This window comes from Amycolatopsis regifaucium (genome assembly GCF_001613935.1).
Taxonomy (GTDB): Bacteria; Actinomycetota; Actinomycetes; order Mycobacteriales; family Pseudonocardiaceae; genus Amycolatopsis; species Amycolatopsis regifaucium.
Window position 1 is genome coordinate 282,462 of the sequence record NZ_LQCI01000051.1, and the last position, 16,624, is coordinate 299,085.

Below are 16,624 nucleotides of genomic sequence, written 5' to 3' on the forward strand. Positions count from 1 at the left end.
ACACGCCGTGTTCAGTGGGGAGTATCTGACCGCAGCCAAGTAGCGAAGGGCCCTCCGCTACCCTCAGGGTAAGCAAGGGGACCTTCACGGCAACGGGCCGATCACGCCATATTTGCGAATCGCCACTTAAGGGCAAGGGGGCGGAAGCCAGCCCGGCCTGGTCACCACCTGCTCGGGCGTCACCGTCATCTGCGAAGTCTTCGAACCGAAGGCGAAGCCGACGAGGCCGCCAGGACAGACGCGGACCGCGCCAGGACCGCCCTGAGTCCGCGACTCCCGCCAGGCGAGGGGATCGACGCCAACCCGCCACACCTTCCAGAACGGCGCGCCGTCCCGGTGACCGGTACAGAAATCGTCAGCGGGCAGGCCTTCGAGACGGCAGACGTAGCCGGAATCCCCGTACGGCCCGCTTCCGCTCCCGAGACGCACGTCGAGCCCGGAGCGTTCGAGCGCGGTCCGCGCATCGCCGGGGGAGCCGGCCACACAGCGCAAGAGAACTTCGGGCCGACCGGCCCCCTTGAGATCGACGGCGACAGTCACCCCTTCCGCCCTTTCGCAGGCACCCGCGCGAGCAACCGGGTCCGCGGCGGGAAAAAGAGCCACCAGGCTGAGGAGCACAGTCAAGATCGACACACTCGGATACTAGGGGTATCGACCCGGATGCGCACAGTAAGAGTTTTACGGAAGGCCGACACAGATCACACTCCGTTTCGTACGAATCGAGGGAATTGTGCCGGAAATTGCCCTGCACAGGGGGCTTGTGCATTTCACGGCAGAGGAAAAAGATGTGTTCTTCTCGCGCATCGCCCCCATTGGGTGAGGCCGACATTGACCGGATGGGCACAGTTCGTCCGGGTCCTCGAAAGGTTCAGAGCGTGACGCGCAGGCGCCTTACCGCATTCGTCGTTCCCCTCGTACTCACCGGTTTCCTGCTCACCGGGGGCGGCACGACCGCCCAATCGCGGCAGCCGTCACAGAGCCCGGTCGACATCTCCCCTGGCGCGATCCGGTTCGATCCCACCCTGCCGAGGCTGTATATCTCCTACGGCCATTCCGATCTGGACCTGGAATACGTCCGAAAGGACGCAGCCGAATCCAGCGGATGCAGTACGAGAAACCACGAAGAAACCGAAGAGGCGGTGGTTCGGCCCGGCACCGGGCACGTCACGCTGGCCGGGGTCCGCTACGAACTCGAACAGTTCCATTTCCACACCCCGTCCGAGCACCGCTTTAAAGGTCGCACCGATCCGCTGGAAATGCATTTCGTCCACCGCAGCGCCGCCGGAAAGCTGCTGGTGATCGGAGTGCCGTTGCGCGCGGGCGCCGCGTCGCCGGTGGATCACATCCTGGCGAAACTCGCGCCGGAATGCGGCGAGACGGTCGCGTTGGCCGACTTCGACCTGAACACGCTCCTTCCCCGCGACCGGGGCACGCTCCGCTACAGCGGCTCCCTCACCACGGCGCCGTTCACCGAAGGCGTGCAGTGGTTCCTGATGTCCGAGCAGACCGTCTCCCCGGCGACGATCGCGCGGTTCCGAAGCCTGTTCGGGGACGGCAACGCCCGGACGCCCCAGCCGCTGAACGGGCGGCACCTGACCGTGGTGCCGGGGAGCTGACCCCACGGGACAGCGGCGCGGCGACGTTTCATCGGGATTTCATGGCGCCTCCTTACGGTTCCGGCACGGATCCGTGAGCGCGGTCCGCTGGTCCACGAGGAGGCGTGCATGAGCCCGGCGAGCCGGACCCCGTACAACACGGTGGTGCCCGAGGACGACCGGCCGAGTCCCGGGGAACTGGACGGTGTCGTCGGACCGGGTTGGAGCTGGACGGCGTTCTCCACACCGTGGGCCACCGGCCGTCCGGCGCCCAAGTACCGGTGGACGCTGTTCGCGACCGCCGCCCACGCCGTCGACGACCTCCGGCGCTGTCTGGACGACGGCGCCGTCAGCAGGCGCGGTGCCCTGTGCGCGTCCGTACTCCGGAAGCGCGGGGCACCGCGGGAACTGGTGCTGTGCGACGGCGCGGACTGGGCGTACGTCGTCCACGAGGTCCGCCCCGGAGCTCACCTGGCCGACGCCGGTGACGCCTACTTCGACCGCTGGCGGGCGACCATGACAGGACACCGTTTCACGATCGTCAACGCCGGCGTGCCGACTGTCTGGTGAGGTCCAGACCTTCCAGGGCGAGGGTGCGTTGCAGGGCGTCGCCGTCGGGTCCCATGGTGGTCAGCACCCATTCGAAGTGCTCCCTGGCGGCCACCGGGTCGCCCGCGGCGAGATGGGTGCGGCCGAGCCGGTTGCGGATCTCGGACTCAATCCCGGCGATGGTCTCTTCGGTGACCGCGGTCAGTGCCCGCCGCTGGAGTTCGAACGCCTCGTCGAGGTTCCCGAGTTCCAGTTCCGCCGCGCCCAGCCGGGCGAGGCTGGACGCGGTCAGCAGGCCGTCGGTCGTCTCCTCGGCCAGTTCGACGGACCGCCGCAGATCCAACACGGCTTCGGCGAACCTCCCGATTTCGAGACGGACGGTGCCGCTGTGGCACAGCACCCGGGCCAGCATCCCAGGGCTGCCGATCTCCTCGCTCAGGTCGCGGGCACGGCCGAGATGTTCCAGCGCTTCTTCGTACTCGCCGCGCAGATAGGCGAGATAGCCGAGCGCGGACAGCGACCGTTCGGCGAGCCAGCCGTCGCCCACTTCGTCGGCTATGGTCATCACCCGTCGCATCCCCGGCACCGCGAGGTCGTGCCGCCCGGCGATCAGGTCCACCATGGTGAGCCCGCCCAACGCCCGCGCCTCCATCCCGCGGTCGCCGCAGGCCTCGCCCGCTCGCAGCGCGTCGTCGAACCAGCCGCGCGCCCGGTCCAGCTGCCCCTGCATGGCGTAGGCGTAGCCGAGGCAGAACCGAAGCGACGCGACCAACAGCCCGTCTTCCGCCCGTTCGGCCAGTGGCAGCGCGATCTGCAGGGCGGCCCGGCATTCGTGGTACCGCTGCTGGCGCGCGAGGTAGTCGACCAGCCCTTCGGCGATCGAGCAAGCGACATCTTCCAGACCCGCCTCGGCGGCTTGGGTGACCACTTCGGGCAGGTCGCCGACGGCGTCGAGCCAGACCGAGGCGTCCCGCTGTCCGGTGAACGGCCCGGCGCCCGGCGGCGGCGGGAACCGCGCGACTCCCCATTCGCTCGCCCGGCGAGCGGCCTTGAGGTACAGCCCGTAGACCCGGTTCCGCGCGGCTTCGACGACGTCGTCCGGCAGCTCTCCGGCGAGCCGTCGCGCGTAGACCGCCACCAGATCGTGCAGCCGGTAACGGCCGCTCGCCGGTTCCTGCACGAGACTCGCGTCGACGAGGTTCTCCAGCTGACGCTCGGCTTCGGCGGGCGAGCAGTCCAGCAGGGCGGCCACCGAAAGGCTGTCGAACTCGGGGGTCGGCGAAAGTCCCAGCGCGCCGAACGCGCGTCTTTCGGCGGGCCGAAGCTGCTCGTACGACAGGCTCAGCGCCACCTCGACGCTGCGGTCCTCGGCGGTCAGTTCGCCGAGGCGCCGCTCGTCGTCCGACATCCGGTCCACCAGGTCCTTGAACGTCCACATCGGACGGTTCTGTAACCGGGCACCCGCGATCCGCAGCGCGAGCGGCAGCCGTCCGCACAGCCCGGCGAGCGCGCGCACGGCGAACCGCTCCCCCTCGGCCCTCGGCGCGCCCACGATGCGACTCAGCAGCCGTTCCGCGGCTTCGAGCCCCAGCGCGCCGAGGGACACCCGGCGATCGGCGTCCAACCCGGACAGACGACGGCGACTGGTCACCAGCACGCGACTACCCGGACCGGCAGGCAACAAGGGTCGTACCTGCCCAGCGGATCGGGCGTTGTCGAGCACCAGCAGCAACCGCAGCCGCGCGGTCGCCGCCCGCCACGACGCGGACAGCTCGTCGAGATCGTCGGGCATGGCGACGTCTTCGACGCCGACCGCGCGCAACAGCCGCCGCAGCGCGCGTTCCGGGGTCACCGGCTCGCGGCCTTCGGTGTATCCGTGCAGATCCACGAACAGCGCACCGTCGGAATAGGACTCACGGAGCCGGTGGGCCGCGGACACCGCGAGCGTCGTCTTCCCGGCGCCGGGGACACCGTCGATGGCGTCGACCGAAACCGACTCCGGATCGCCTTCCGCGACGAGCAGCGCGAGTTCCCGGTCCCGCCCGACGAGTTCGCCGGTGGTGGCCGGCAGTTCGTTGCGGGCGCGGCGCGGTGCCTCCCGGCGCTGGGTGACGCCGAGCAGCGCGTCATCACCACGCAGCACCGATTCCTGAACCTGCCGTAGTTCCTCGCCAGGCTCGACGCCGAGCTGGTCGATCAGCCGCTCGCGGACGTCGGTGAACACCTCCAGCGCCTCCGCCTGCCGCCCGCCGCCGTAGAGGGCGCGCATCAGCAGGGCGGCCAGCGGCTCGCTCGGCGGGTCGGCGGACACCAGCGCCGACAGCTCGCCGATCACCTCGTCGAACCGGCCGAGTTTCAGCTGGGCGCCCAGTTTCCGGCGCAGCAGCAGAAGTCTGCGTTCCTCCAGCCGTCGCCGCTCACCCTGCACGAACGCGCCGGGCAGCCCCGTGAGCGGCTCGCCGTGGAACAACCGGAGCGCGTCGGCGAAGGTGTCCACCGCGGTGACGAGGTCACCCGTCTCCTCGGCGGCGGCCGCGACGGCGGCCATCTCCTCCAGCCGCGCCACGTCCAGCCGCACCCCGGCGCTGGCGAACCGGTAGCCGCCGCGGTCGGACACGATCACCGAGTCCCGCGGCCGCTGCCCGGAGGTGTCCAGGCATTGCCTCAGCCGCCGGACGTAGACCGGCAGCACGTTCGACTCCGGCGGCCGTTCCCACAGCCCGTCGGTGAGTTCGTGCTGGCTGACGGTCACGTCCGGGCGCAGCACCAGCGCGGCCAGCACGGCCTGCTGCCGGACCGGACCGAGATCCAGTCGCGTCTCCCCACGCCAGGCCCGCAGCGGGCCGAGCACCTCGAAGCGCAACGTGTCCGGCATGGTCATCCCCCCTTCGTTTCCCATGGCTAGCCCGGCACCACGATCCCGTGATCGAACGCGTAGACGATCGCCGCCGCCCGGTCACGCAGGCCGAGCTTGGTGAAGATCCGGCCGATGTGGCTTTTCACGGTCACCTCCGAAATCACCAGCGCCGCGGCGATCTCCGCGTTGGTCAGCCCGCGGCCGATCGCCCGGAGCACGTCCTGTTCCCGCGGGGTCAGCAGTTCGGGCGAACGCCCGCCGCTGCCGGTTCCGGCGGCCTGCCGGTAGGCGGCGAGCACGCGGCCGGTGACGCCGGGGTCGAGCCAGGCGTCGCCCGCGGCGACCGCGCGCACGGCCCGGATCAGGTCCTCGGCCGGGGAATCCTTGAGGACGTACCCCGCCGCCCCCGCCCGTAGCGCGTCGGCGAGCAGGTTGTCGTCGTCGAAGGTGGTCAGCGCGAGCACGGGCGGATGGCCGCCGGAATGTCGCAACCGCCTCGTCGCTTCCACGCCACCGACGTTCTTCATCCGCAGGTCCATCACGATGACGTCGACCTCGTGCGCGGCCAGCGCGGCGGGCACTTCCGAGCCGTCGCCGCATTCCCCCGCGATGACGAACCCGTCGCGACGCCGCAGGATGCGGCGCAGCCCGGACCGGGCCAGCTCCTGATCGTCGACCAGCAGCACGCGGATCTCGGTGGCGGTCATGCCTGCACCGCCCGGGTGCCCGGCACGGTGACTTCCACGATCCACTGCTTGCCTTGGGGCCCGGCGCTGAGTTCCGCGCCGAGCTGCGCCGCCCGGACGGCCATCCCGGCCAGCCCCGACCCGTCCTCCGACGTGCGCCGGACGGCCGTGGGCAGGGTGTTGCTGACAATGAGCTTCGCGCCCCACCGGCCGGTGTTCAGCCGGACCTCCGCGGTCGCGCCGGGGGCGTGCTTGACAACGTTGACGAGTGATTCCTGCACGATGCGGTAGAGGCCCAATCCTTCCGAGGCGCCTACCAGACCGAGGTCGCCTTCCTGTGTATAGCGCACCGCCAAACCGGCGGCCCTGGTGCGTTCCACCAGCGTCGCGATGTCCTCCACGCCCGGTAACGGGGCGCTTCCGGACGGTGTGTCGGCGAGCAGGCCGACCGTGCGGCGGATGTCGGCCATCGCGGCGCGGCCCACCTGTTCGGCTTCGGTGAGCGCTTCGATCGCCTCGTCGATGTCGCGGTCCTGCTGCAGCGCCCGCCGGGCACCGGTCAGATGCAGCAGCGTGATGCTGAGCGAATGGCCGACGACGTCGTGCACCTCGCGCGCGATCCGCTGCCGCTCGGCCAGCAGCGCCTTGTCGCGGGAGGCGTCGCGGTTGCCGCGTTCGGCGTCCAGCACCCTGGTGTACCAGCGGACCATGAGCCCGCCGCTGAGGCCGAGCAGGATCGCGACCAGATAGACGGGCACGCCGATCAGCCCGCCCCAGACGCCCGCGACGATCAGGACCGCCTCACACGTGACGGTGACGATGGCGATTCCCGTCGTCGTCTTCAGGACGCTGCCCGCTTCGGTGGCCGCGACCAGCAGCAACAACGGCGCGAAATCCGGGAGTACCGGCTCGAGGAGCAGGACCGAGGCGGCGGCGATCAGCGCGGCCATCCGCACCCACGGCATGATCCAGGCGGTGGTGACCCAGATCAGCGACGGCGCGATCACGATCAACCCGGCCAGCGCGATCGGCTCGGGCGGCAGCAGGGCGTCCCGCTGCACCAGCGCGACCACCGTGAACACCAAGCTCACGCTGGTCGCGCACAACGCGCCCCACCACGGCAGGGTCAATCCGGCCCGGGCGAGGCTCACCTGCACCCGTGCCCGGAATCGGTCCCGCAAGATCACCAGCACCGCTTCAGCCTAGGAAGTCCGGGACGACACGTCATCGTGCGGCGGTCGGCACCCGTCTCCGCCCACGGTAGGAGGCCGGGCGAGCACGGACCGATGAAATCCGGATGAAACGCGGGCCGCTCACTCCTGGCCGAGCGCGACCCACTTCAGCTTCTCCTGCTCCCGTTTCGGCAGGCCCGCGACGACGAGGTCGTAGGAGTCCTCGATCATCTCGCGGACGAAGTCGTCGCTCAGCGAGCCGTCGAGTTCGACGGTGTTCCAGTGCTGCTTGTTCAGGTGGTAGCCGGGGATGATCGCCGGATGCTCGGCGCGCAGCCGGACCGCCAGATCCGGCTCGCATTTGAGGCTGATCCGCAGCGGCTTCGTCTTGAGCGCGCTGAGCGCGAACATCTTGCCCGCCACCTTGAACACACTGGAATGCTCGTCGAACGGGAACTCCTCGCGGGCACCGGGGAAGCCGAGGCAGATCTTCCGGAGAGCGGCAGGCGTCATCCGCTCAGGCTAACCCCCGTGTCCGACAGAAATCTGTCCTGCGCCGCGCATTGACCGCGGTCGGTGATTCACCGACGATGAGCGGAGCCGACTGGGTGGAGGCGTGACGACATGCGACCGAACCGTGTCTTGCCAGGCGGGTATTCGGGAAAGCGTTTACTGGTGGCGGCCGTCCTGCTGCTGGGCGTCGTACCGGGAGCCGCGGCGGCGGCTTCGGCGGACCAGGTGGAGAGCGTCACCACGAGCGGATGGGTGGGCACCTGGGCGGCGGCGCCCGCGGCCGGGGTGGCCGGGACCGACAACGGCTACCCGAACTACTCGATCCGCAACATCGTGCACACCAGCGCCGGCGGGCACGAGGTCCGCGTCCGGCTGTCCAACGCTTTCGGCCGGACGCCGGTGCTGTTCGGCCGGGTGACCGTCGCGGTCGCCGCCGGACCGGACACCCCGCAGGCCGTCCCCGGCACCATGCGCACGCTCACTTTCGGCGGCGACGGCGAGATCACCGTGCCACCGGGTGCCGACGTCGTCAGTGACGGCGCGGCGCTGAACGTGCCGAGGGACGGCGACCTCCTGGTGACCACGTACACCCCGACGCCGTCCGGCCCGGTCACCCATCACCCGCTGGCCATGCAGAACTCGTACTTCACCCGTGATGGCGACAAGGCGGCCGACGAGTCGGCGGCGGCGTTCCCGGAACGGACCGCCGTCTGGCACTACGTGTCCGGAGTGGACGTCCGCGGCCACGGGCTGCGGGGCAGCGTCGTCGCGATCGGCGACTCCATCACCGACGGGGCGAACTCGACCTGGGGCGCCAATCTGCGCTGGCCCGATCAGCTCGCCGACAGGATCAGCCGTCACCTCGGCGTGCTCAACGCGGGGATCAGCGGGAACCGGCTGCTGCTCGACGGCGGCAACTACGGCGTCAACGCGCTGGCGCGCCTCGATCGGGACGTGCTGAGTCAGTCCGGTGTGCGGACGGCGATCGTGTTCGAAGGCATCAACGACATCCAGCAGACCCCGCATCAGGCCGAGCCGGGCAAGATCATCTCGGCGCTGAAGCAGATCGCCAACCGGGCACATGACCGCGGCCTGCGGGTGCTCGGCGCGACGATCACGCCGTGGAAGGGCTGGCGTTCCTACACCCCCGAACTCGAAGAGACCCGGCAGGCGGTCAACCGGTTCATCCGGACCAGCAGGCTGTTCGACGGCTACCTCGACTTCGACGCGGTGATCCGCGATCCGGCCGACCCGCAGCGGATGAAACCCGAGTACGACTCCGGCGATCACCTCCACCCCGGCGACAAGGGCTTCACGGCGATGGCGGACGCCGTCTCCTTGCCGCGGCTCAGGTAGAGATTGAGGGCTGCGCGCGGCGGTTTCGTCAGGCACGATGAGTTGATGGCGATCAATGATGACTGACAACGACAGCGGCAGCCGAGCGACGGCGCGGTTGGTCCGGTTCGCCGAACACGAAGCGCGCACGGAAACCCTCCGTGCGCAACTGGCCGGCCTCCACGGCACGATCCGGCTGGCGAAGCGGACGTCGAACCTGTTCCGCGCGCGGACGGCGACCAGTACGCCGGGACTGGACGTCTCGGGGTTCACGCACGTGCTCGACGTCGATCCACTGGCCCGCACGGCCGACGTCGAGGGCATGGTCACCTACGAGCAACTGGTGGACGCGACCCTGCCCCACGGGCTGATGCCGCTGGTCGTGCCGCAGCTCAAGACGATCACCCTCGGCGGCGCGGTCACCGGCCTCGGCATCGAATCTTCGTCGTTCCGCAACGGTCTCGTGCACGAGTCGGTGCTGGAGATGGAGTTGCTCACCGGCGACGGCAGGGTCGTCGTCGCGCGAGCGGACAACGAGCACAGCGACCTGTTCCACGGCTTCCCGAACTCCTACGGGACGCTCGGCTACGCGCTGCGGCTGAAGATCGAGCTGGAGCCGGTCAAACCGTATGTGCGGCTCGACCACATCCGGTACGACGACACCGAGGAGTACTTCGCGGCGCTCGGCGAAGCCTGCCGGAACGGATCGGCGGACTTCGTGGACGGAACGGTCTTCGGCCCCGGCGAGCAGTACCTGACACTGGGCACGTTCACCACTTCCGCGCCCGCGACCAGCGACTACACCTGGCTCGACATCTACTACAAGTCGATCCGCGAACGGGAGACCGACCACCTGAGCGTCCGGGACTACCTGTGGCGCTGGGACACGGACTGGTTCTGGTGCTCGCGGGCGTTCGGCGTGCAGCACCGGCTCCCCCGGCTGCTGCTGGGCAGGCGGCTGCTCCGGTCGTCGGTCTACTGGAAGGCGGTGGCGCTCGACCGCCGGTTCGGGATCGCCGCGAAACTGCTCAAGCTGCGCGGTCTCCCGCCGGAAGAGACCGTCGTCCAGGACATCGAGGTGCCGCTCTCGCGGGCCGCGGAGTTCCTGGACTTCTTCCGCCGGGAGATCCCGATCAGCCCGGTGTGGATCTGCCCGCTGAAGCAGCGGCCGGGTAGCGTGAACTCGCCGCTGTACGAACTGGACCCCGAAACGCTGTACGTCAACTTCGGCTTCTGGTCCGCGGTCCCACTGGACCCCGGCGAGGAGCCGGATACGCACAATCGGCTGATCGAAGCCGAAGTGACCCGACTCGGCGGGCGGAAATCGCTGTACTCCGACAGTTTCTATACCGAAGAAGAGTTCTGGCGGCTGTACAACGGCGACGCCTACCGGAAACTCAAAACGGCCTACGACCCCGACGGCCGCCTGCTCGACCTGTACGCGAAATGCGTGCGGCGGCGGTGACCCGGGCCGGGAAGAAGAAGAGAGACGAACATGGCTGAGAGCACGACCGTCGGGAAGATCTTCGAGCGGTTGCTCGGCCCGAGCGCCCAAGTGTCCATCACCGCCTACGACGGCAGCACGAGCGGTCCGGCGGACGCGCCGGTGTCGATCCAGGTGCGCTCACCACTGGCGCTGACGTACCTGATGTCGTCTCCGGGAGACCTCGGTCTCGCGCGCGCCTATGTCGCCGGCGCGCTCGACGTGGACGGTGACATCTATACGGCGCTGCGTGCTCTCGTGGCACAGGTCGATCAGCTCAGCACCGCGGATCGCCTGTGGCTGCTGCGCGAACTCGGCCCCCGGCATCTGCGCCGGGTCGCCCCGCCCGCCGAAGAACTGCCGAGTCGCGTCAAACGCGTCTTCGACGGGCTGCGGCACTCGAAAGCCCGCGACAGCAACGCGATCTCGAACCACTACGACGTCTCGAACCGGTTCTACGAACTGGTGCTGGGCCCGTCGATGGCCTACACCTGCGCCGCGTTCCCGTCCGCCGACTCGTCACTGGAAGAGGCGCAGGAGCACAAATTCGACCTGGTGTGCCGGAAACTCGGCCTCAAACCGGGGATGCGGCTGCTGGACGTCGGCTGCGGCTGGGGCGGGATGGTCGAGCACGCGGTCGCGAACTACGGTGTCGAGGCGCTGGGCGTCACCCTTTCGCGCGAACAGGCACAGTGGGCGCAAAAGGACATCGTGACCAAGGGGCTCGCGGACCGGGCCGAGGTGCGGCACCTCGACTACCGCGACGTCACCGAAACCGGCTTCGACGCCGTGTCGTCGATCGGGCTCACCGAGCACATCGGCGCGCGGAACCTGCCGTCGTACTTCCGTTTCCTCGCCGGGAAACTGAAGCCGCAAGGGCGGTTGCTGAACCACTGCATCACCAACCCCGACACCTCCGTCCCGCACCGGTCGCGCGGCTTCATCGACCGGTACGTCTTCCCCGACGGGGAGCTGGAGTCCGTCGGGGAGATCGCCACCGCGATGCACGACAGCGGACTCGAGGTGCGGCACTCGGAGAACCTCCGCGAGCACTACGCCACCACCCTCGGCGCGTGGTGCGCCAACCTCGACGCGAACTGGGACGCGGCCGTCGCCGAGGCGGGCGCCGGCCGGAGCCGGGTCTGGGCGCTGTACATGGCCGCCTGCCGCCTCGCCTTCGAACGGCGCGAGATCGAACTGCACCAGGTGCTCGGCGTCAAGGTCGGTCCGGACGGCGACTCGGGCATGCCGTTGCGGCCGGACTGGGGCGTGTAGCACTCAGTGGCGGAAGGCCTCGGCCAGCCACCACGAGCCGCCGTCGTCGGCGATCTTGGCGTCGACGACGAGCGGCGCGTCCCGTGGTCCGCCGAGCCAGTCCGTGACGGCCGTCAGCTCCTCGGCCGATCGCACGGTGACGCCCTCGCAGCCGAAGCCGCGGCCGATCGCCGCGATATCGGTGTCGGGGAACCGGACCGTGGTCATGTCCGCGTCACCGAAGTGGTGGATCTCGGCGCCGTACGCGGCGTCGTTGTAGACGACGACCACGAGCGGGATCCGCAGCCGTACGGCGGTTTCCAGTTCCGAGAGGGCCATGTGGAACCCGCCGTCGCCGACGGCGAGCACCGGGAGCCTGTCCGGCCTGGCCAGTGCCGCGCCGATCGCCGTACCGAAACCGAGCCCGACGCATTGGAACGCCTGCGTGAAACAAAAGCCGTTCTCGTCGGGCACGGACAGATACGCGCTCGGATAGCCCATGAAGTTGCCGGAGTCGACCGAGACCACACGTTCGGCGGGGAGGATCTCGTCGAGACGGCGGCTGAGCGTGCGCGGATCGATCCGCCCGTCGCCGGATAAGTCGTTATACGGGACGTCGTTCCATCGGGTTCCTGGAGGGAATTCGCGGCTCGCGTGGTGACCGCGCCTGCCGAGTTCCGCGTGGACGTCGACGGCGGTGCTGGTGACGTCTCCGACGATGCCGAGGTCGATCGGGCGGTGGGCGCCGAGCGCGGCCTGCTCGACGTCGACCTGGACCAGGCGGGCCTCCGGACCGAGGAGTGTGCCGTGCCGCGTGGTCCACATGTTCAGCGCGCAGCCCCAGCCGATCACGAGGTCGGCGTCACCGATGAGGCCCGCTGCCCCCGGGGACGAAAACCCGCCCGCGATCCCGACCGCGAAGGGATCATCGTGGAACAGACCATGTGCCACCGCCGACGTCGCCAGCAGGGCGCCGGAAACCTCCGCGAGCTCTCGCAGCGCCGCGGAACTCGCCCGCGCACCGCGACCGGCGATGAACACCGGCCGCCGGGCTTCGGCGAGAAGATCAGCCAGTTCGGCGACCGCCTCGACGCTCGGCCGGATCGGCGCCGGGCCACCGATTTCCGGAACTGGAACGCCTTCCGGCGCCTCCTGGGCCTGCACGTCGAGCGGGAGGTTGAGCAGGACGGTCCGGCGTTGCTGCCAGGCCGTCCGGTAGGCGCGGACGGTGTCGGCGACCGCCGTCGCCGCGCTGTGGACGCGTTCCGGCACGGCGCCGACGGCCGCCCCGAGCGCGTCCTGGTCGATCCGGAAGTTCGACAGCACCGCCGAGGCCGCGGTGTCGGCGGCCAGGACGATCATCGGTGTCCGGCTCTTGGCCGCTTCGGTGATCCCGGTGATCGCGTTGGTCAACCCGACGCCCTGGTGCAAACTCAGCACCGACATCCGGCCGCTCATCCGCGCGTACGCGTCGGCCATACTCGCCGCGCCACCCTCGTGCCGCGCGGCGACGAACCGCACTCCCCCGGCCCGCAACCCGTTGGTGGCCTCGAAGTTGCCACTGCCCACTACTCCGAACGCGGCACCCACACCGAGTTCCGCCAACGTGCGGCCGACCAGCTCCGCGACCTTCATCCCCGTTCCACCAACGCGTAGACACGAGCGGGACTACCGGAACCGCCGACGATCGGGAGCGGGCTGACGACCAACAGCGATCCGGTCGGCGGCAGGCTCGCCAGATTCCGCAACTGGGTCAAGCCGTGCTTTCCCGCCCCCAGCAAGAGTTCGTGACAGGGGAAGGCAGGTTCGAGGGCCAGCGCCTGCCCCGCGTCCGTGCCCACCGTCTCCACCCCGAACCCGGTGATCGGCGCCTCCTCGGCGAGCCAGCGGGCACAGTCCGCCGAGATCCCCGGCGTATGCGGGCCGTTCTCGTCGTTGTTGAGGAAGGTCTCCTGCTCGTGCGAACGGGCGTCCCAACCCGTGCGGTAGAGCAGCCAACCACCGTCGGGAAGCGGCCCGTTCTCACGCTCCCACTCGCGGATGTCGTCGACCGACAACAGAAAGTCCGGATCTTCGGCCGCGCGAGCCGACGCGTCGAGCACCACCGCCGGGGCGACCAGCGTCCGCAGCGGAACCTCGGAGACGTCATGGCCGTCCTTGCCCGACAACCAATGCACCGGGACGTCGAGATGGGTTCCGGTGTGCTCGCCCGTGTGGATGTTGTTCCAGTACCAGCGCGGCCCGCGTTCGTCGTAGCGGCTGATCTCCTCCAGGCCGAACGGGATCGTGTTCGCGAACGGCTCCGGCAACCGCAGGACGGGCGTGCTCGCGCTCAACGGTGCGGTGAGGTCGACGACCTCGACCCTACCGGTGGTGATCGCGGTGCTCAGCTGGGCCAACAACGACATGCGTGCCTCCCGGGATGACTGCGGTGTCTCGGACACTTTAGGCCGGTTTCCGGTGTTGGGGCTGAGAGGCCGGTCCGCCCACCGATCAGTCCAAAATCACCAGATCCAACGTCCGCAGCCGATCCCGATCCGCCATGACGTCGATCTCGGCGATCTTCCCGTCCACGAAAGCGAACGCGAGCACCACCGACGGCAGGCCCTCGTCGGCCATCACGAGCCCGATGCCACCGTTGACCAGCGCGAGCTGAGTGACAGCCGCCCGCACCGAAGCGGCCGCCGCACCACGAGCCACCGTGTCGACACCCCGCAGGAAGATCGGCGCGCGTGAGGGGCCTGCCGCCTTGTCGGCGCGGAGGACGACGTCGGGGTGGAGCAGTTCGAGTAGCGCTTCGAAGTCCCCGCCGCGGGCCGCGGCCAGGTAGGCGTCGACGGCTTGGCGGCGTCGCGCGAGGTCCGGTTCCGCGGTGGCGGGGCGGCGTTGGACGCGGCGCCGGGCGCGGCTCGCGAGTTGCCTGGCGGCGGCCGGGGTGCGGTCGATCAGCGGGGCGATCTCGTCGAAGGGTACGGCGAACATGTCGTGCAGGACGAACGCGAGCCGTTCGGCGGGGACCAGCGTGTCCAGTACCACCAGCATCGCCAGTCCGACCGAGTCGGCGAGCACCGCATCGGCGGCGAGATCGACCGAGGAGTCGGCGGGCTCGGACGAAGCGGCGTCGAGTGGCTCTTCCCGCCGGTGGTCACGCGAGCGCAGCACGTTCAGGCACACCCGCGCCACGACCGTGGTCAGCCAGCCGCCGAGGTTTTCGATCTCCCCGGCGTCGGTCCGGTTGAGCCGCAGCCACGTGTCCTGAACGGCGTCTTCGGCCTCACTGGCCGAGCCCAGCATCCGGTACGCCACCGCGCGCAACCTCGTCCGGTGCTCTTCGAATCGTTCCGCCAGCCGATCACGCTCGTCCACCGCACTCCTCGTTCCCGCAGAACCCCGGTCCTATCCAACGACCCGCGGGAGGCGAGGGATGTGACCGGGTCAGCAACCGCGTGTGCCGTCGGTGAACCGCACGCCCGAAGACCGGTACGACGCCGCCCGCTCGGCGGCCGCCTGAGGTGTGAGGACCTCGTTCTTCGCGTAGTAGACCCAGTCGACCTGTTCCAGGTAGGTGCTCGTGCCGCCGGCGTGCCGCGTGAGGTCGATGAACCATTGGTTGAAGTTCAGCGACATGGCCTGCCGCGGGTAAACGTCGAACGGCCCACCGCGATCGTGGTCGGCCACCAGCGCGCCGTCGATGTAGTACCGCACGTGGCCACCGGACACGGTCGCCGCCACGGAGTGCCAGCCGCCGATGCTGCGGCGCTGCGCGTCGCTCTTGTTCTCGGCGTACCAGGGGTCCGGTGTGTAGGTATGCCAGCTGGTCTGGAAATTGACCGGCCCCGCCTCACCCCAGCCGCCGTTGGGCAGGTACTCGGAGAAGTCCAGCTCGCTGTAGATCGGGTCATTGTCGTAGCGGAGTGGACTGATCGTGAAGAAAGTCTGGTTGATCCGGTCGCCGTCGGGGCCGGACGCCGGCGCGTCGGAGAACCGGATCCGCGCCGCGTAGGTCCCTTCGAAGAACCGCCGATCGGGCTGCATGATCTCGGTCTGCGTCGTACCCGCGGGCGTGCCGTCGGTGGCGGAAGCCAGCTGCAGCACCTTGTCCCCGCCGGACGTCGGGAACGTGATGCCTTCCGGAGCCCACCGCGCGCCCGCGACGCCGGGTCCGCCGCCACCCGAGCGCACCTGCCAGCCGCGCTGCCCGAGAAGCCCGTCGGTGTGCGAGGCGTAGTGGAAGTCGTCGAACAGCGCCCCGCAGGCCGCCGCCCCGCTCGCGGTACCCGGCACCGCTCCGAGCACCGCGACCGAGAGGGCGGTGACGGCCAAGGTGGTGAGACGGAACTTCGGCATCGCTGTCTCCTTTACCACTGGTCAGTTTTCACCAAGGTCGCCCGCGAAAGTGGTAAAGTCAATAGGTCTAGACAAGTTGTCCACCAGCCAATTCAAGACGACCACTGGCTAAGCTGTGGTCATGCGGCGGACAGAGGTCAAGGAACGGCTGCGCAAGCTCATCGAGCGGCGGCAGCCGGGTGAGGTCCTGCCTTCGGAACGCGCGTTGAGCATGGAAATCGGCGTTTCGCGCCCCACCTTGCGGGCGGCGATCGACGAACTCGCGCGGGACGGCCTCCTCGTCCGCGAGCACGGCCGCGGCACGTTCACCGCGCCCCGCAAGATCTCCCAGGATCTCCTGCCCGCCACCGGCGGCGACCAGTTCGCCCCACCCGCCGAGGGCGAGTGGACCAGCCGGGTGGTCGACTTCGCCATCACGACGGCGGGCGCCCGGCTCGGCAAACGGCTCGAGGTCTCCCCCGCCTGCCCGCTGGTGGCCGTCACGCGCGTCCGAATCGTCGAAGAAGCGCCGATGGCGATCGAGCGGATCCTCGTCCCACGGGGCCTGGTGCCCGACATCACGCGCGCCGACTTCGAAGCCGGCTCGTTCTACGAGCTGCTCCGCACGCGGTACGAGGTCTTGCCCGCGACGGCCGTGCAGGTCACCGAACCGACCGTCACCGACGCCGACGAGTCCGGGCTCCTCGGCGTCCCGCAGCATTCCCCCGCCTTGCTGTTCGAACGCACCACCCGCGACCCCGGTGGCCGGGTGATCGAATACACCCGCTCGATCTACCGGGGCGACCGCTACCGGATCACCTCACATCTGAAGTTCGACCACACCTCCGGCTGAC

The 16,624-nt window shown here is 69.5% G+C and carries 15 protein-coding genes; 6 read left to right on the forward strand and 9 right to left on the reverse strand.

The window, feature by feature from the left end:
• Positions 1-126: 126 nt before the first annotated feature.
• Positions 127-483 carry a hypothetical protein gene (locus AVL48_RS35275; RefSeq protein WP_143105012.1) on the reverse strand — a complete coding sequence of 119 codons (357 nt, stop codon included), beginning with the start codon at positions 481-483 and terminating at the stop codon, positions 127-129.
• A gap of 392 nt (positions 484-875) precedes the next feature.
• Here AVL48_RS35275 and AVL48_RS35280 point away from each other — a divergent pair, with 392 nt between their 5' ends.
• The gene (locus tag AVL48_RS35280) at positions 876-1,616 is read left to right on the forward strand and encodes a carbonic anhydrase family protein (RefSeq protein WP_061985343.1); all 741 of its coding nucleotides are present in this window, start codon (positions 876-878) and stop codon (positions 1,614-1,616) included.
• 108 nt (positions 1,617-1,724) lie between these two features.
• Positions 1,725-2,165 carry a hypothetical protein gene (locus tag AVL48_RS35285; RefSeq protein ID WP_061985345.1) on the forward strand — a complete coding sequence of 147 codons (441 nt, stop codon included), beginning with the start codon at positions 1,725-1,727 and terminating at the stop codon, positions 2,163-2,165.
• Here the strand turns inward: AVL48_RS35285 and AVL48_RS35290 are convergent.
• The 4 genes from AVL48_RS35290 to AVL48_RS35305 all read right to left on the reverse strand — a co-directional run bounded on the left by AVL48_RS35290 (position 2,137) and on the right by AVL48_RS35305 (position 7,372).
• Complete coding sequence (locus AVL48_RS35290; protein WP_061985347.1) at positions 2,137-5,043, reverse strand: AfsR/SARP family transcriptional regulator; 2,907 nt, start codon at positions 5,041-5,043, stop codon at positions 2,137-2,139. The genes AVL48_RS35285 and AVL48_RS35290 overlap by 29 nt on opposite strands.
• Before the next feature lie 2 nt (positions 5,044-5,045).
• Positions 5,046-5,708: a response regulator gene (locus AVL48_RS35295; protein ID WP_061985348.1), complete on the reverse strand. Its 663-nt coding sequence runs from the start codon at positions 5,706-5,708 to the stop codon at positions 5,046-5,048.
• Positions 5,705-6,880, reverse strand: coding sequence for a sensor histidine kinase (locus AVL48_RS35300; RefSeq protein WP_061985350.1), 1,176 nt, complete (start codon positions 6,878-6,880; stop codon positions 5,705-5,707). The genes AVL48_RS35295 and AVL48_RS35300 overlap by 4 nt, the downstream gene beginning before the upstream one ends.
• A gap of 120 nt (positions 6,881-7,000) precedes the next feature.
• Positions 7,001-7,372 (reverse strand): MmcQ/YjbR family DNA-binding protein, encoded by a 372-nt coding sequence (locus tag AVL48_RS35305; RefSeq protein WP_061985352.1) that lies wholly within the window; start codon positions 7,370-7,372, stop codon positions 7,001-7,003.
• Between the two features lie 111 nt (positions 7,373-7,483).
• Here AVL48_RS35305 and AVL48_RS35310 point away from each other — a divergent pair, with 111 nt between their 5' ends.
• The 3 genes from AVL48_RS35310 to AVL48_RS35320 are packed head-to-tail and all read left to right on the forward strand — an operon-like array spanning position 7,484 to position 11,465.
• The gene (locus AVL48_RS35310; RefSeq protein ID WP_061985354.1) at positions 7,484-8,728 is read left to right on the forward strand and encodes an SGNH/GDSL hydrolase family protein; all 1,245 of its coding nucleotides are present in this window, start codon (positions 7,484-7,486) and stop codon (positions 8,726-8,728) included.
• A gap of 58 nt (positions 8,729-8,786) precedes the next feature.
• Positions 8,787-10,172 carry an FAD-binding oxidoreductase gene (locus AVL48_RS35315; RefSeq protein WP_061985519.1) on the forward strand — a complete coding sequence of 462 codons (1,386 nt, stop codon included), beginning with the start codon at positions 8,787-8,789 and terminating at the stop codon, positions 10,170-10,172.
• Positions 10,173-10,202: 30 nt separating this feature from the next.
• Positions 10,203-11,465 (forward strand): class I SAM-dependent methyltransferase, encoded by a 1,263-nt coding sequence (locus AVL48_RS35320; protein WP_061985356.1) that lies wholly within the window; start codon positions 10,203-10,205, stop codon positions 11,463-11,465.
• Positions 11,466-11,468: 3 nt separating this feature from the next.
• On the opposite strand, the gene AVL48_RS35325 is transcribed toward AVL48_RS35320, so the two are convergent.
• The 4 genes from AVL48_RS35325 to AVL48_RS35340 form a co-directional block, all read right to left on the reverse strand.
• A complete protein-coding gene (locus AVL48_RS35325; protein WP_061985358.1) occupies positions 11,469-13,079 on the reverse strand; it encodes a thiamine pyrophosphate-binding protein in 1,611 nt (536 codons plus the stop codon).
• Positions 13,076-13,852: a cyclase family protein gene (locus AVL48_RS35330; RefSeq protein WP_061985360.1), complete on the reverse strand. Its 777-nt coding sequence runs from the start codon at positions 13,850-13,852 to the stop codon at positions 13,076-13,078. Before AVL48_RS35330 ends, AVL48_RS35325 begins: the two co-directional genes overlap by 4 nt.
• An 85-nt stretch (positions 13,853-13,937) precedes the next feature.
• Positions 13,938-14,810: a sigma-70 family RNA polymerase sigma factor gene (locus tag AVL48_RS35335; protein ID WP_061985362.1), complete on the reverse strand. Its 873-nt coding sequence runs from the start codon at positions 14,808-14,810 to the stop codon at positions 13,938-13,940.
• Positions 14,811-14,879: 69 nt separating this feature from the next.
• Positions 14,880-15,791, reverse strand: coding sequence for a glycoside hydrolase family 16 protein (locus AVL48_RS35340; RefSeq protein ID WP_061985364.1), 912 nt, complete (start codon positions 15,789-15,791; stop codon positions 14,880-14,882).
• A gap of 121 nt (positions 15,792-15,912) precedes the next feature.
• Between AVL48_RS35340 and AVL48_RS35345 the strand changes: the two genes are divergently transcribed.
• A complete protein-coding gene (locus tag AVL48_RS35345; RefSeq protein ID WP_061985521.1) occupies positions 15,913-16,623 on the forward strand; it encodes a GntR family transcriptional regulator in 711 nt (236 codons plus the stop codon).
• The last annotated feature ends 1 nt before the right edge of the window (position 16,624 follow it).